This is a genomic window from Flavobacterium sp. JAS, assembly GCF_020991455.1.
Lineage (GTDB): Bacteria > Bacteroidota > Bacteroidia > Flavobacteriales > Flavobacteriaceae > Flavobacterium.
In genome coordinates this window covers 189,921-205,482 of sequence record NZ_JAJMOX010000003.1, presented here as the reverse complement: position 1 = coordinate 205,482, position 15,562 = coordinate 189,921, and the positions used below count along the sequence as shown (strand labels likewise).

Genomic DNA, 15,562 nt, shown 5'->3' with positions numbered 1-15,562 from the left:
ATTTTGATGTTTTCTTTAGTAACTATCTCATTTTTAAAAAGATAAATTTTATTATCAGAATAAATACTCCAAAAATTAAAATTAAACTTAAATACTGTTCTAAAAAAACACCAGTAATCATCTCCATGTTTGTAAAACTACTCCAAGATGCAACTCTTGAATTAAATATTCCAATTTGCGCTAAAAAAATATTAAATATTCCATATAATGATATTATTACGAGTGAAATATTTTTATTAGCAATAAATCGACTAGAAATATAAACTATTGGAAAAATCAAAATGGATAAACCATTTATTAGTACATCTTGAAAATAAGAACAATTCATGCAGTTAGCTGAAATCTCTTTTTCATATTTATGCATGGTTAAATACAAGACTATTAAAGAAATTATATTAATAATGATTCCTAAAAATATGATTTTTTTTAAACTCATCGAATTAATCTATCCTTTTTTTAAATTTATCAAGACAATATAGTATTATTGTCATGGAGACATTAAAAACTATAAACAATCCAAAGATACTTAAGTAATTATTTATTAGTTCGTCATTACTAATACAGTCAAGATTATTATCTAAATCTGAAGTAAAACATCCTAAAAATAGACCCATTAAAAACATTATTATAAATCCAATTACTAACAATGAAAATATAGTTACCAGATAAAATTTTATAAAAAATATATTTTTAATGTATTCCTTATCATGCATTTCAAATAACAAAAGTTTGAATTGCTTATTTTTAAACCTCATTTTAAAATATTTAAAAATCAACTTTTTACTAAATTATTATACTATCTATTTCATACAATAATTTCACAAAAAAGTTTTCTGTTTTTCAAAAAAAATTCTTTTTCACCTTCTTTCCCTAATATCTTGACAACCTTTACTATTTCTGCCCTAGAATCATCTATTTCGATCATAAACATTCCTGGCTTATCTTTATATATCCCTCTATAAATTAAACTCCATTTTGCCTTTTTTGTTTCCTCCTCATATGATCTATTTATAGAAGTAAAACTTGAATATAAGTCAGCTTCATTATCTTTAAGATATTCAATTATGTCTTCAATTGTAATTTTGAATGGTTTATCTAGATCAAGTTCCTTAATTAACTTTCCGATTTCGTCAAAATCATACCAAATACCAATTTTACAATCTTCTTTAAATTTCGGTCCTTTTGATTTAATTTTCCCTGACTGATAAAATTCTTTATAAGTGCTGTATAGTGAATTATTCGCTAATTCGTTTTTCACAAACCATGAGCCTTTATCTCCCGCGTTTTCTTCTATAGTTATGTTTTTTGTTAATTCATACGTTTTACCTAGACCATCTGCATTGTTCTCATAGATTTTTTTTATGTCAAACGTTTCAAAATCATTATTAACTAAAATGTTGTATTCTATATTTTTAATTTGGTAGTGCTTTATTTTTTCAACTTTTAGTTGTTTTTTTTCTTGCGGTCTACAACTAAAAACTACAAGCATTAAACCTATTATTATCGATATTTTTTTTATTTTATCTTTTTCACAATCAACTACCTACTATACGTATATAGTAATATTTTTACAATAAAAAATCATCATTAAAAAAAACAACCAAACTCCTTTGGATTTATTTTCATGAAAAAATTTTACACTTGTAAATGGGATTTTTTTTCTATTCTTTCTATATAGCCTTGGTTATTGGCATCTTTTAAATAATATGTTAATCACTATTTTCTAAAATTAAATTGCTAAAAATATCTTAATTTTTATTTTTTTATTTCAGCTTTTCGTATTTACTTTTCTACTTATAAAATTTTGATGTTGTTTTATTGAGTACAATGAAAAAACAGAAATTACCGAGGCAAAGTATAAAATAGTTAAAAGAACTAGCATAGCAGCTTTTGATTTATTTAATATTTTAAATTTTATTCCAAAAAAAAGTTGAAACAATAGTATAAATGGAAATGCAATAATTAAGAAAAAAAAGAATCCATAAAAAAGAGTTACTACAAAAGCAGAAATACCCTGACAATTCAAAGGATAATCTGCATTATTAAAGTACTTATGACTATCCTCATAAAAATGATATGCTATCGTTAAAATGATAAAAAAAATAAACATAAAAATTTCTATCTTGAATATTCTGATAAGAAATGTTTTAAAAAAAAGACTGATTTTATTCATAATTAAAATTTTATTTACCAGCGATATATCCAAAGTAACCATCTTTAAATACATCGTATGAAAGTGTCCATTTCCTAGTTCCTCCCCAAGTGTAAACTTCAACATTTACTAATTGTGTACTATCATTGGAATTTATATTTATTAGTCCAACCCAATGAGTAGGAATTGTAAAAGTTGACTTCTTATTCTTTGAGAAATTATCACTATCTATTAAAAGACCAATCCTATAACCCTGATTAAGTTTATCTTGCAATTTTTTCACCCATATAGAAGCACCTCTTGTTCTTGATGTAACTAAGTTTGTGTCATTAATAACATCCTTATAATTTGCAATATTTTTCATAATACTTGCAACTTCATTTGGTAACGTTAATCCTGTACCCCCTTCGATTGTTCCTCCTGCATTAGGACCATCAGGATCATAATCAAACATTACATTCAAATTATCCTTAATACAAATTAGAAATATAAAATCTGCCAATGTCATTTTTTTAACACCATTAGAATCTAATGGATACTTCGCATCAGTAGGTTTATACTTCAACAAATGCTCATCTTGATCTATTAATAATTCATAGCCTGTTAAAATATTCTTTGCTTTACCCATTCTATGGATATCTAACACAAATTTCCTATAGGCATCCCCTTGTTCTCGCGCGAAATTAAATCCGACAACAGCAATACCGCACATTGAGCTTCCTCCTTGATCTATTAAAGATGAATTAATAATTCTATCCTCTATTTCTTGCTTTAAATCCTTTCTGTTGAGTAATCTAAATCTATTATGCTGCCAAACTTTAAATTCTCCTTCATTCTCTTTATCGTTTATATAAGCGCGTACATAAACAAAACGTCCACAAAGTTCTTCTTCATTCATCTTTATTTTTAAATTATCACCTGTAGATGATAACAAAATCTCGTCCCACTTGTTTTCAGATAAATTATGGTATTTCAAAACCCACTTTATATCACCCTTATTTTTCGGAGCACCTTTTTTGTAACTTTTCACTTTAAAATGATATGTTTTACCAAAAATCATTCCTGGATTATTTAATCCATTAGCTGTATCATTTGTAGATCCAAAGTCTAATGCTGTTAAAAGCTCAATTTCTTTTACACATTCTTCTTCTTTTTTCTCAGGAGCTTTATATTCATGATAAGTGTTCCCTTTTTCATCACCAACCCATCTATTTTCTTTGGCAGCTGTTGATTTAAAATGACCATCTAAAACCTCTATGGTTGTAGCTCCTTTACTAGTTTTAGTAATGGTTCCGCCAACTATACGTACTCTTGACATAATTATGCAGATTTAGTTTTTTCACCACTATGTTGTTGTACTTCTTTAGATGACTTTACAGAAACATGCTCTTCAGAACTCTGCATAGTGTATTCTTTACTCGCTGTCTCTTGCCTTTCCTTTGCTGTATGAGATTCTAAATTTCCTTCAATATTTTCCATGAAATTACCGGTAACATTTAGCATATGATCTCCACCAACACTTGTATTAAGCATCATACCAACAATACTAGTTTTATCTGCCCCAGCACTTTCCATAATATTAACTCCTGCAGTATTAGTAATATTTTCAGAGGCATTCATGACAATATTAGCCGCGTTCATAGTTATTGTATTTGTAGCCGTAATATTTATATTTCCGCCAACAGTATCAAGCAATATCTCGTTGCCATTTTTGTCAGAGATTATAATGCTTTCATCTTCTGTAAACTTTATTAAATGACCGCTTCTGGTATGAATGGCTTTTACATTATTCTGACTATCAGCGTAACCGCTTTTGTCTTGTCCGTTGTATTGTGCTCCAATAACATAAGGATTCTGAACATTGTTGCCTTCAAAACCTACTAATACCTCTTCTCCTATTTCAGGAATAAAATAAAAACCTTTACCCGCACCAGAGTGAGGCTGTACCATTCTAATCCATTCGCTTACAGCATTACCGCTTGCTGCATAAAACTGTACTTTTACACGTCCTAATCCATCGGGATCATTGTTATCTTTTACTTGTGCTGGCTGAGTTTCTGCTTTTGCAAAAACATGTACATTGGTATAATGTGGCGCTGCAACATCTGCAGGTATAGCCTTAAATTCGCAAGAATAATTTCCGTGTACCTGAGAATGATGTATAACTTCGATAGCAACTAACTCATGATTTACCGTTTGGTTTTGTATGGTAAATACTTGTCCAAGTCCTATTGGGAAATAAGATATCCCGCTATAGTATACACTATTAGCATCGTTAGCCGCTGTTTGCAGTTTAACCATTTCGTCAATATCATCCTTATTTTGGGCATTTACAGTATACACACCATTACTTAATTCAGCGTTTGTAACAGTTGCCTGATTATAATTAACATTGGATGCAAAACTATCTTTACTTCCTGTGGAAGTTTTTGCTGCAGCATTTTGAATATTAGAAGCACTATTATAATCGTAACCCATTAAAGAAACTTTATGAGAAACCATATTGGCTTGTATCTTAAAATTATGAAGCGAGGCTCCATTGACTAATGTCGTTTTACTGTTCTTTGTCTGACCGTATTGCATACGCATTCCGTCAAAATAAAACCATTGCCCGTAACGTGTTGCCAGTCTTTTTAGAAATTCAAAACTGGTTTCATTGTATTGTACAATATTTTGGAACTCTTTAAGATAAGTCGATTTTATAGAATCTCTCTGGTAGAACTCACCTGGTCCTTCTGCAAAAATTCCCAGTACGATATCATCCATACTGCGTTCCTTAAATGTTCTTGATTTTTTCATGTCATCAATAACAATACTATGGCTTACTCCTGATACATGTAAACCAACTGCACTGCCGTTGATATCAACAGATGAAAGCTCGGTAATAATCCCTTTGCTCATTAATCTGAGTCCTGTAAGGCTTCTGAAAGTAAAGATTACTTCATCTCCTAAATAACTTCTTAAAGCTTTTGCCTGATCTGCAGGATTAATTACCGCTTTGCCTGTGTATTGCCAAACAAATGAAAAATGATGATGATCGGCCATTTTTTGCGATAGCTTTAAATCATAATAAACAACGTTTTGGGTAAAACTCCCTATAGTTATATGTACTTGTTCTGAAAAATGTGCCATAATGATGCGTGTTTTTTAATTAGCTTTTACAATTTAGTCTAAAGCAATCCAGTTATTAGAGAATTTTGCATCTCCAAAAGTCAATTCTTTAGCCACCAATTCCATTGTTATTTTCATCGGAACTTCGGTAGTACTTGTAAATTGCTCATCATAACCCACACAAAATGCTTTTGAAAAAGTAAGTTCTTTCATTTTACTTAAAGCATCTCTTCTGTAAAAAACAATTTTTCCGTCTTTGGTCAGGTCCCCATTTAGCATCCATGATAAAAAATGACTATTCTGACTTGCCTCGATAATCATTTTTATGATACCTCCTTTAGCATTCCCGGTAGGTTTACTTGTAGTATCTATTTCTTGTTTAAAACTAATATTAAATTCAAGAACATTAAATTCTTCACCGTCTATATGTAATTTTGATAAAAAGCTCATTTGTAGATTTATTAGGTTGTTAGAAATGGTGTATTGTAAGCTTAACTCCTGCTCGCTTAAATAATGGATTTTAAAAAATAAAATAAAAAAGGAAGTCCAATGAATGGACTTCCTTAATAGTTTCAAGCTTAATAAAGTTTGATAAAGTCCAAAGGATTATACCCAAGCATTATCAAATTCTCCTCCACCCATCGAAATTTTACGCGCAGAAATCATAAAAGTTTCCGTTAAAGGATTTTCACTGTTATGATCAAAGTTTTCTTTGTACTTAACCATGTAAGCTTCTGTAAACTTTAGCTCTTTTAAAGTAGCGTTTGAGTCACGTTTGATGAATTTTACTGAACCATCTTTTCTTTCGAAATTATTGGTCATCCACTCAAACAATTCAGTACTACCGGTAGACTCTACCTCGATCATGATTCTTCCTCCACGTGTTACCGTAGATGGACGCCCAGAAGCATCTGTTTCCTGAGCCAAATCATAACTCACATTTAATACTTTGTAATCTTTACCTGCTACTGTTAATGATGTTAAAAACGACATAATGAAAAATTTTTAGTTATTAATTTATTTATTTATACCGTAAATATATAAATAAAATCTTATCAATATTATATTTTTAATAAAATTTTATTTACATTATATATTAATCAGATTATCAGCGTTTTACATATCAAAAAAAACAACTTTTAAACAGTTAAAAATTGCAAAATCAGCTATTTATATGATAATGGACCAACAAAAAAGTATCCTCTGAAATCAAAAGCACGGTTAGTACTTTTTATTGTTGCTTCAATAATAATATCAACCTTCTTTTTTGACCTGCTTACGCTATCAACAAAATATATTGTTTCTGATAATTCGACTTTTAATTCATTTACTTTTATCCTTTTTTCATGAAAAAGCAAAGATTGTTTCATGGTTTTTGAAATAATTTCTTTGAGCGTATTTTCATTCATCAGTAAATCAAAATCAATTTCCCAGATTTTAGAACCAAAGGTTTCATCAAACTTGCATTCACCAAATGTGGTGGTCGCCAATAGTATAATTTGCTGCGCTATCGAATGCTCAATAGAAGTTTTCTCTAACTCTTTTTTTTGTATTACGCTGTTAAAATCTATAGGCAGTTTATAAAAAGCTCCTTTCATCTATTTTAGTATTAAATATAAATCAACCTATCTGCACGCCCTTGTTTGTTTGTTTCCATTGCTTTAGAAACCTGCTTTCTTTTTATAATATGCAATTTTACTTTTGGAGTCAGCTTCAAGAATTTTTCGCGATATAAAATATCACCTATAAACCTATGCCCCTTTTTTTCATCTACAATTACAAAATAACTTGTTCCTTTTTCAACTTTAAGCGTATTGATGTCTCCTGCAAAAATTTGGATATTTTGTTCTTCTTTTTGAAAAGAATAAGTTAGTTCTTCGTGACTCAGTTTTCTATGTTTAGAAATATCAAACGTTTCAACTTCTTCTTTTAAAGGTTCAAAAGGAATATTCTCAAAAAGAAAATTTTTAGGTGCCAGAAACTTTAAGCCCAAAAAACTCCATAGACCTTTTTTCTTAGTTTGCTGTTTAAAAAAATAAGTATCGCGTGTTACTTTATACTCTTCTTTTTCATTGGTTTTATCATCTGTGACAATCATTTGATACGTTGGAATCTCAATTTCAGCGGGAACTTCTGCACCTTCAAAATGTGTTTTTAAGTTCACTGTTCCTACTTGCTGTTCAGAAATTATAATGCTAATGGTATGCTGATGCAAAGCTGAATCTGTTCGGACAATAACTTTACCTTCACCGCTTCCTGCGTAAAAAACAGAACCGTCATTATCAGTAAGTCCCAAAGAAAGATTCAATTGTGGAATTGGCATTTTTAAACTATTTTTTGAAATTAAACTTTATTCTATTTTTTGAAATTACAAACTCATATTATCTTTTCTTAATCTTATATAATTTCAAACAATACAGATATAATCTTATATTTTGATTATCAATTTCACTCGGACTAAATTCATAGTCTCTTTTTAGTGTATAAAATTTTATGGTATTAATTGTATTTCCCATAAGTTTTTTAATATCTCGCCTGGTAAGCTCTAATGCCGCTATTCCCTCACAGTTAACTTTAAATGCATTTTTTAAAATATACTTTTCTCCATTTTTAAAATAAAGCTCTAAAGGCTGTTCCTGTTTTACACATACATTATCTGTGAAAATTCTAAAATATAAGTATATGCTGCTTTTTCTTTTTCCGAGTTGAAATACAGCATATTCATTATCTTCATTAAAAACACGTAACAAAATTGGCGTTGCACTTGCAAAAAGTTTACCCGAAAGCAATAATTCATTTTGCTTAATAGGGCAACTTATAGTATCAATCTGGTTTACTTTTTGTGCCTTAATTGTATTTGAAACAGAAAATAATGCAATAAAAAGTAAAATTTTAAGTACGTTCATGAATTTGAATTATTTGGTTTGATCATTCAAAAGATCAATGTTTTTTTGATTTAAAAAGGAAACACATTCTTGATGTGTTTCCTTTTTAGATTTTATAATACAACTCTTATTTTTGTTCGTAATCTGTATCCCATTCTGTTCCGTCATTCCCTTTCTGACCATCCATTTTGATAAGGAAGTTTTTTGCCGGGAAATATGGCTTCATGTGAATATCCATGTAAATTCTGTCTTTTTGAATTGGATCCTGCTCGAATCTGCGGATTTCGAAGTTTTCGATTAATTTATCCGGACCAGTGATTCCGTCAAGGAAAGCAACAATCTGATTCATAATCTCTTTACGTGTTTTTGCAGTAAAGTTTTCGAAAGCACGACGATTAAGGAAATCCATTAATACTTTGGTCACATAATCAAAAACACGAACTACAGAATACGTTTGTAATCCTAAATTGTCTCCGCTAAATAATGTTTTTGCAGAGAAAGCCATTACTTTTCCGTACTCGTTTACCATAGGAACTAATCCTAAGTTTTCAAGATTTGCAATTTCACTTTTCTTAAGGTCAAATTTTACACCATCAACTTCATTGATTCCACCGAATTTTTTACCGGCAGTAACCTGAGACATTAATGTTTTGTATATTTTTCCTGCAAGTGCTGCCGATGGAGCAATGTGTAAATCTTCGTTTTCACCAATTTGGTCAAATCTACCACGACCTACTAACCAGTTACATGTCATGATTACGTTTGAGCGGTATACATCTCCACCTGTTAAGGCAGCTGCATCAAACATTTCCATTACATCATCCGGTTCATCAAGGTGTTCGAAATCTGTAACTAACATTACTTTATTTTCGTGTGCAATTTTTGCCCATTTTTCGATTACTTTATTTGAACCCAAATAACCAGGAATTACCAAAATACCATAGTTGTTTTTTAGGTCTAAACGATCGTAATTGTCTACTAATTCTGAGTGAATTGCATCAATAAAACGCGTGTTGTCAAGATCTTTTAATTGCTCTAAATCAGCATTTACGATCGTAACATTTTTTACTTTATCTGTTTCTGTATTTTTGAAAAACAAAGCAATTGTTCTGTAAGCCGCTTCGATTTCTCTTGTATCTTCAACTGCTTTTACAAGATTCTTTTTCAACAATGCTTCAGACTCTTTGCTTTTGTCCTCACTTTGAGCTACCATATCAGTCAAAGCTTCATTGCTGCTTAAAACAGAATGCCAAAGCTCTAATGTTTTCTTAAGTGTTTCTCTTTCTTTGGCTTTGTTTACTTCTCCAAGGAAAATTTTTCTTCTTGCTTTTCTATCCGGATTCAGGTTTTGAATTCCTTCAATTGACATTTCCAACAAATCAAACCCGCCGTATTTAGCCAGTTTTTCAACATTTTTTTCAATAGAACCTCCGGTTACTTTACGTTCTAATACTGCAGTATCAACGTCATTACCTTTATATGCTTCTTTATTTGACATACTTTATATTTTTAAAATTCTTATTTGTTCTCTTTTAATTCGCTGATTAGCGTAGTTAAACTTTCTAACAAAGCTTGTTTTGCTTCTCCGTCTTCCAGTGCAGCTTTCAAAATTTTATTTGATTTTAACTGACGAATAATTTTTTGATATTGATCTTTTTCAGTTTCAAGATCAGATAAAAAACTACTTTGAGAAGTAATTCCTTTGATACCAAAATCCCCTAAATTTTTAAAATCCAATGCTTCTACTTTAGTAGCGCCGTCAACTGTTTCAAAATTTACTTTTACCTGCGGTTTAAAATGTTCAAATGCTTTTTCAACACTTGTAATTCCTTCTACTAATTCTGGTTTTACAGGCGCATCAACAGTTAATTTTTGAGCAACAAGTGTTCTGTTTTGAGGAATTGCAACGATAGCTTCATCTGCATCTAATTTTACTTCATTACCTCCTATTCCATAATTTGATAACATACTTTTGATTTTTTAATTATTATTTGACTAGTTCTTTATACTTATTTCTAATTATTGATTCTGATAAATCTGACGGCAAACATCTAAATCTCTGCTTACTTTCTCCAATTCTTCTTTATAGGTTTTAGCCGATTGGTTTAAACTGTCTATCAAATGTGAATTATGCGTAAGACTTCTGATTTGTTTTTTGTAATCAATAATATTCTTGTATGCCAGGATGACATTGTTGTAGAGTTTTTTATTCTCCGTAGTATCTTTTGGTACTTTCTGGTACATGTTGGCAATCATAACATTGGCCAAACGCTGCTGAAAATCGTTGTCTACTTTTGGTGAATTAATAGAATCAATTGTCATTCTTACGCTATCTATTTTAACCGAAAAATTGGTTTGATAATCGTATTCTCTCTTCATCATTTCATTTTCTGCTTTTAGCATTTTATTTTCTGCTATTGGCATATAAAAGTTGAACGATACTGCAATTAACATAACCGAAAAAGTAAGGATAAAGGCAATTAAAAAAGCGATAAATGCTTTCTGACGTTCTTGTTTGTTTAATACTTCCATAATTTATATTACTATTATATTCTTAATCTTTTATAAAGAAACCGTGTCTTTTTGGGCTGTGAACAATATCTTTTTTCTCTGTTTCGGCAACAAACAATTCGATATTTTCTTTTTTCTTGCCTATATAATCCAGTTTGTTTAGTGTTTCAAACAACTTTTCAATTTTGGTTAAGGTGTCTATGACCAGCGTAGCAGTTTTATCGATGTGCACATGATCGTAACCGGAGTTTATAAGCGAGGTAAACATGATTTCCAGATTTCCTTGTGAAATATCACACCATTCGGCAAAATAATTTAACAGTTCTTCTTTTCCTCCTCCCGATTTTGAATCGATAAAGTTTTTCATCACTCTTGCAAAAGACACTACTGTACTTAACATCGCTGCCGGGTGCTGGTGTAACGAAAACCAGCGAAACTGCGTCAGGCATGTTCCTAAAAAAGAACTTGTATTATCTGCCAATTGCATCACTGTTTGCGGCAAAATTCCCGTTTGCTGAATTCTATTAATTTTTTGAGAAATTTGTACGGAATAAATTTCTATTTGTCCAAACGAACGTGCGATTTGTGCCTGAATATCAACCAATTTAGGATGACAGGCAACAGTAACCGATGACGGAATATAGGCTTCATCCAGAACAGTTGTATCTCCAATCAGGACTTTACCAATTGCCAGATAAAACCCTCCGTATCCTATTCCTGAACGAAATTCTTCGGCTTTGATAAGATGAAGTTTGTATTCTGGTTGTGTATAGGGATATCTTGGTGGAACTTCATCCGGATCCGGCTCACCAAACGGAATTCTTTTTTTAGAATTAACCGATATACAGGCCAGCAAAACCAATTGTTCTCCTTCTTTGATCTCGTAAGTATCTTCGGGATAAGGAACCTGAAGATCGAGCGTATCTGTATTGCTTTTACTAATTTCTATTCGTGATCCGTTTGGCGTAATAGCGTGACATTCTTCTACACGAACGCGAAGCAATTTATGGTTATCGATACTCAATGTAATTTTAGTAGCATCTTTATTCTGATTTCCCGAATCTAATAATCCATAACTCATGGGCGTGGTATGAATACCTATTGCATCATTTACCAATTCAGAAACGTTGTCCTGCATCGATAAAAAGTGACTTTTGTTGATCTTCATCCCGTCAATCCAGTTCACGGGAAAATGATGTAATTTTTCTATCATGGTTTTATATTATTTTTTTACTAAATATTTTATCATTACTCAATTGACTAAATTCTTAGTCATATTAACTTTTGAGTAGCCAAGCAATTCTTTTTCAAATTCTGCTGCCTGTTTAGTATTGAAAATCTCAAACTTTTTATAAAATTTTGCTTTTCTTTTTATTTCCTTATCGAAATAAATGCAAAAATCTTTATTATCAAGATTTCCAAATTGCTCAAAATAGGTACACATATTTCCTAAAAACTCATTTAATTTTTCCTTCACAGTTTCATCAGTACCTTCGCTATGCCCAATAACAGAACAATAAACTGGTGACGGAATATTTTTTGAAGGAGCTATCTCATCACTTAAACTTACTATTTGCTCAATATTTTTTTCGTCTATTACAATTTCTTGATTTACCGTTTCACTTCTTAGATAGTCAAGCATTTTCCAAAGCCTGCCATCAGGAAACTGCATAAACAATTGCACAATAATTTCACCTTTTGCAAGCTTAGGAATTTCAACTTCCATCAGTTTCTCAATTTCTTTCATCAGTTTATTATAATCTACACCATCGCCAAGATTTGTTGTATAGATAACAATATGACTTCCTAATTTGTCTATTTCCGCTTTATACTCCTGGCAAGTATATTCTCTTATAGTGTATAAATCTTTTGTCTTTAATAAGCCCTTAATTTGAATTCCTCTTGAAAATGTGGTAGACCCTGTTGCCATAACATACTTTTGGTTAAAAATCCTGCCATGTAAATCATGTTTTTTATTCTTTACCAAATAATAAAAATCTACGTCATCACATTCTGAGAAATCTGACTCTTTAAAATATTGCATGTTAAAAACGGGAGCGTCTATTTTATCATTAAAAAATATTGAGTGTATTTCCTTATCATCTCCTACTAAATACAATAAATGTTTATTGCATTGATAATTTTTAAACTGGCTTTGAACCAAACTGGATAATAATAAAAAAGCAGCTATAATTATTGATTTCATTCTTTACTTAATTTGTTGTTACAGGTTGTGCTTATTCAGTTTTATTAATAGCTTTTTTCGGGTTAAATAGTAACAATGGCGCGCACTGAGCCATTTTTTTGTTAGAATATTCAGGCTGCAATTTTTTGTTTTTGAGCTATTTTTTTTGTTAAATATTAGTTTGCTATTTTAGTTTTATAAACATATCCCTTGTTTCCAGATTTGGTTTGCACGTACCACCAATTACCGGAATTATCCAATACTTCAATTCTATCTCCTGATTTAACTTTTTCAACTATGTCAGATGTACTACTTTTATCTTTTCTTAAATTGGTATATCCATTAGGATCATTGATTTTATATATACTTTCATTTTCAGAATTTGGATTTTGACCATAAAGCAATTCTACATAATCTCTTAATCGTTGGAAATTAAAATATTTATTCTTTTTTAAATATGATTTATAATCTGGATTTTTAATAAGGATAGCTTCGGTATTACCTACAACACCAACTTCTAAATCTTTATTAAGTAAAATCGCAATTGTCTTATTAGGATTAGAATACAAATTTGGATTGTTTCTTATATTACCCACAATGTGACCAATTTCTGAAAACCCATTCCCTTCTTTTGCATAAGATAAGTCTTTTGATTTACCTCCGTAATTCACTAATAAAATACCCTCCAAAATATCTTCCCTAATTTCAAGTTTTTCATTTTGATCAAAAATTAACTTTTCGAAAGAAGACTCATTATCAAAATCAAATTTTTCCAAAACAAATTTTAATAACTCGAAATCTGAAACGTAGCCATACTCAATTACTAAGTCTTTTAACTCTTCTTTATTATTTAGTTTTAACCAATTTAAAGCGTTTTTATCTCCATAAAAAACATAAGAATTATAATAGAATTCTAAATCATCATTTATAGCTTCCTTATTATCATCAGTTTCCGGATCTTCAATCAAAATAAATTTATTCTCCTTAATTGCAATTTCAGTAAACATTGCAGGTCTTAAAACAACATTCTTATTTTTGTATTCATATATATCTACATTAAAAACTTCAAGAACTTTATCTTTAAATTTTTGCTCATCAGGAAATTTAAATTGCCTATTTAATAAGCTCGTTTTTACTTTTTTTATGTAATTAACAGATAAAGTATCATAGTTATATTCTAAGCCATCACCAAGATCTGTTATATTATAAGGTGCAACTTTCAAATTGTCTGCAATTTTTAAATTTTCTCTTTGTTTCTCCTCTTTTTTATTACAAGAAATAATCAATAAAATCAGCGAAAAATTAAATATTATTCTCTTCATTTTTATATTATATATGTTTCAATAATTTGTCATGTCATTGGGTATTCCGCCAGCTAGCAAGAATTATCTCATTCTTGCTAGCTGAGGCTTTTCTTTTTCAATACGTCAATGAACTTATTGTATTGTTGTATTTTCTTTTGCTTAGTTTAATACTAAATATTGCCCTATAAAAAGCATAAATTATTATTACTTCTTTGATAATTTTTTAATAATATCAGAATTAAAATTTTGAAACAGTACCGTACCAAAATCTTTCTCAGAATAATTCAAATTAGTTGGTTTATCATTGTTCCAATTGATTACTTCTGAATATTTATGAAGGACAATATTTTTATTATTCTTATCATATTTAAAGGTTATATACTTAGATGAAGTAAACTCATCAGGAGATTCATTTGCCAATTCAATTGTAAAATAATTGTCTTTTACTACTAATTTTCGAAAAAAGTCATTAAAATCATTCGGATAGATACTACTGTTTTCATATTTAAAATAGGAGTTATTACCATCATTTATGAAAACAACAATTGGGGCTATTTTTGTTTTATCATCATCAGAATTAAAATCAGCATTGTTTTCAAAAATTAAAATTTCATCTTTATTTCCATCCACATTTAAGTCACTTGTTTGTTGTTTGGCTAAAGAAAAGTTTTTTGCTTCAATAGATTTTACGAAAGTTGAAATATCATCAACTTTACTTAGATCAACATTTTTTTTAACTTTATTTGATTTACTATTAATGAAATTATCTCTCCAATTTTGTTCAAATCTACTTTCAGAATTATTGTCAATTTTAAGAGAATCTAATAATAACCAATTTTTAGTTTTATTATCGAACGTATATAATTTTTCTTTGTAATTTTCTTTTTGATAATAAATAGGATCACCGTTCGGATTGTAGTTTAAAAATTCTTTAGGAATTAAATAAATGAAAATATCAAAATCTTCTTTTAAATCTTCAATATTTAAATTATTGATTTTTTCTGTTTGAACATCTATTTCTTCATCTCCAATTTGTAAACCTTCTTTTGAAATTAAATATATAGAAACATTACCAAAAATATTTTCTCCTTTAGGATTATACAAGCATCCATTATCAGGAGTAAAAAAGTAGTCTTCATCGTAAGTGTAACTAGTGCATTTTAAAATTTTATCAAAATCAATACTTTCCTGTTGTTGATCAATCGTAATTTCTTCTTTTTTTGTCTGCAAATTATCTTTACAACTATATATTGTAACAATCACAAAACACAGTAGTAATGTTTTTATTTTTTGAATTTTCATATTTAATTTTAATGATATTTTAAAAATTACAACCTTTACTTTTTCTTTATTCAACATTTAAATTCCGCCAGCTAGCAAGAGTATCTCATTCTTGCTAGCTGAGGCTTTTCTT

General features: G+C 29.6%; 16 protein-coding genes. All 16 read right to left on the bottom strand.

The genetic code is table 11. From position 1 onward, the window contains the following. Window positions 1-22: 22 nt before the first annotated feature. The 16 genes from LPB88_RS04930 to LPB88_RS04855 all read right to left on the bottom strand — a co-directional run bounded on the left by LPB88_RS04930 (window position 23) and on the right by LPB88_RS04855 (window position 15,450). Entirely contained in the window at window positions 23-436 is a 414-nt protein-coding gene (locus LPB88_RS04930; protein WP_230713053.1) for a hypothetical protein, read from the bottom strand. 369 nt (window positions 437-805) lie between these two features. Next, window positions 806-1,489 carry a hypothetical protein gene (locus LPB88_RS04925; protein ID WP_230713052.1) on the bottom strand — a complete coding sequence of 228 codons (684 nt, stop codon included), beginning with the start codon at window positions 1,487-1,489 and terminating at the stop codon, window positions 806-808. A gap of 694 nt (window positions 1,490-2,183) precedes the next feature. Next, window positions 2,184-3,470 (bottom strand): hypothetical protein, encoded by a 1,287-nt coding sequence (locus tag LPB88_RS04920; protein WP_230713050.1) that lies wholly within the window; start codon window positions 3,468-3,470, stop codon window positions 2,184-2,186. A gap of 2 nt (window positions 3,471-3,472) precedes the next feature. Then, on the bottom strand, window positions 3,473-5,284 hold the full coding sequence (locus LPB88_RS04915; RefSeq protein ID WP_230713048.1) for a type VI secretion system Vgr family protein: 1,812 nt from the start codon (window positions 5,282-5,284) through the stop codon (window positions 3,473-3,475). A 33-nt stretch (window positions 5,285-5,317) separates the two neighbouring features. Beyond that, complete coding sequence (tssD, locus tag LPB88_RS04910) at window positions 5,318-5,713, bottom strand: type VI secretion system tube protein TssD (protein WP_115847644.1); 396 nt, start codon at window positions 5,711-5,713, stop codon at window positions 5,318-5,320. 156 nt (window positions 5,714-5,869) lie between these two features. Further along, window positions 5,870-6,256: a type VI secretion system tube protein TssD gene (tssD, locus tag LPB88_RS04905; protein ID WP_012025247.1), complete on the bottom strand. Its 387-nt coding sequence runs from the start codon at window positions 6,254-6,256 to the stop codon at window positions 5,870-5,872. A 173-nt stretch (window positions 6,257-6,429) separates the two neighbouring features. Next, a complete protein-coding gene (locus LPB88_RS04900) occupies window positions 6,430-6,861 on the bottom strand; it encodes a GPW/gp25 family protein (protein ID WP_230713046.1) in 432 nt (143 codons plus the stop codon). An 11-nt stretch (window positions 6,862-6,872) separates the two neighbouring features. Beyond that, window positions 6,873-7,586: a hypothetical protein gene (locus tag LPB88_RS04895; RefSeq protein ID WP_230713037.1), complete on the bottom strand. Its 714-nt coding sequence runs from the start codon at window positions 7,584-7,586 to the stop codon at window positions 6,873-6,875. A gap of 58 nt (window positions 7,587-7,644) precedes the next feature. Beyond that, entirely contained in the window at window positions 7,645-8,169 is a 525-nt protein-coding gene (locus LPB88_RS04890; RefSeq protein WP_230713035.1) for a hypothetical protein, read from the bottom strand. A gap of 106 nt (window positions 8,170-8,275) precedes the next feature. Further along, a complete protein-coding gene (locus LPB88_RS04885) occupies window positions 8,276-9,646 on the bottom strand; it encodes a DUF5458 family protein (RefSeq protein ID WP_230713033.1) in 1,371 nt (456 codons plus the stop codon). Window positions 9,647-9,666: 20 nt separating this feature from the next. Then, window positions 9,667-10,116: a hypothetical protein gene (locus LPB88_RS04880; RefSeq protein WP_230713031.1), complete on the bottom strand. Its 450-nt coding sequence runs from the start codon at window positions 10,114-10,116 to the stop codon at window positions 9,667-9,669. Between the two features lie 51 nt (window positions 10,117-10,167). Continuing rightward, entirely contained in the window at window positions 10,168-10,680 is a 513-nt protein-coding gene (gene tssO, locus LPB88_RS04875; protein WP_230713029.1) for a type VI secretion system TssO, read from the bottom strand. A gap of 22 nt (window positions 10,681-10,702) precedes the next feature. Further along, window positions 10,703-11,872 carry a hypothetical protein gene (locus tag LPB88_RS04870; RefSeq protein ID WP_230713027.1) on the bottom strand — a complete coding sequence of 390 codons (1,170 nt, stop codon included), beginning with the start codon at window positions 11,870-11,872 and terminating at the stop codon, window positions 10,703-10,705. Between the two features lie 39 nt (window positions 11,873-11,911). Continuing rightward, window positions 11,912-12,865: a hypothetical protein gene (locus LPB88_RS04865; protein ID WP_230713025.1), complete on the bottom strand. Its 954-nt coding sequence runs from the start codon at window positions 12,863-12,865 to the stop codon at window positions 11,912-11,914. Between the two features lie 155 nt (window positions 12,866-13,020). Next, the gene (locus tag LPB88_RS04860) at window positions 13,021-14,067 is read right to left on the bottom strand and encodes an SH3 domain-containing protein (RefSeq protein ID WP_230713023.1); all 1,047 of its coding nucleotides are present in this window, start codon (window positions 14,065-14,067) and stop codon (window positions 13,021-13,023) included. Window positions 14,068-14,352: 285 nt separating this feature from the next. Further along, window positions 14,353-15,450, bottom strand: coding sequence for a hypothetical protein (locus LPB88_RS04855; protein WP_230713022.1), 1,098 nt, complete (start codon window positions 15,448-15,450; stop codon window positions 14,353-14,355). Window positions 15,451-15,562 lie beyond the last annotated feature (112 nt).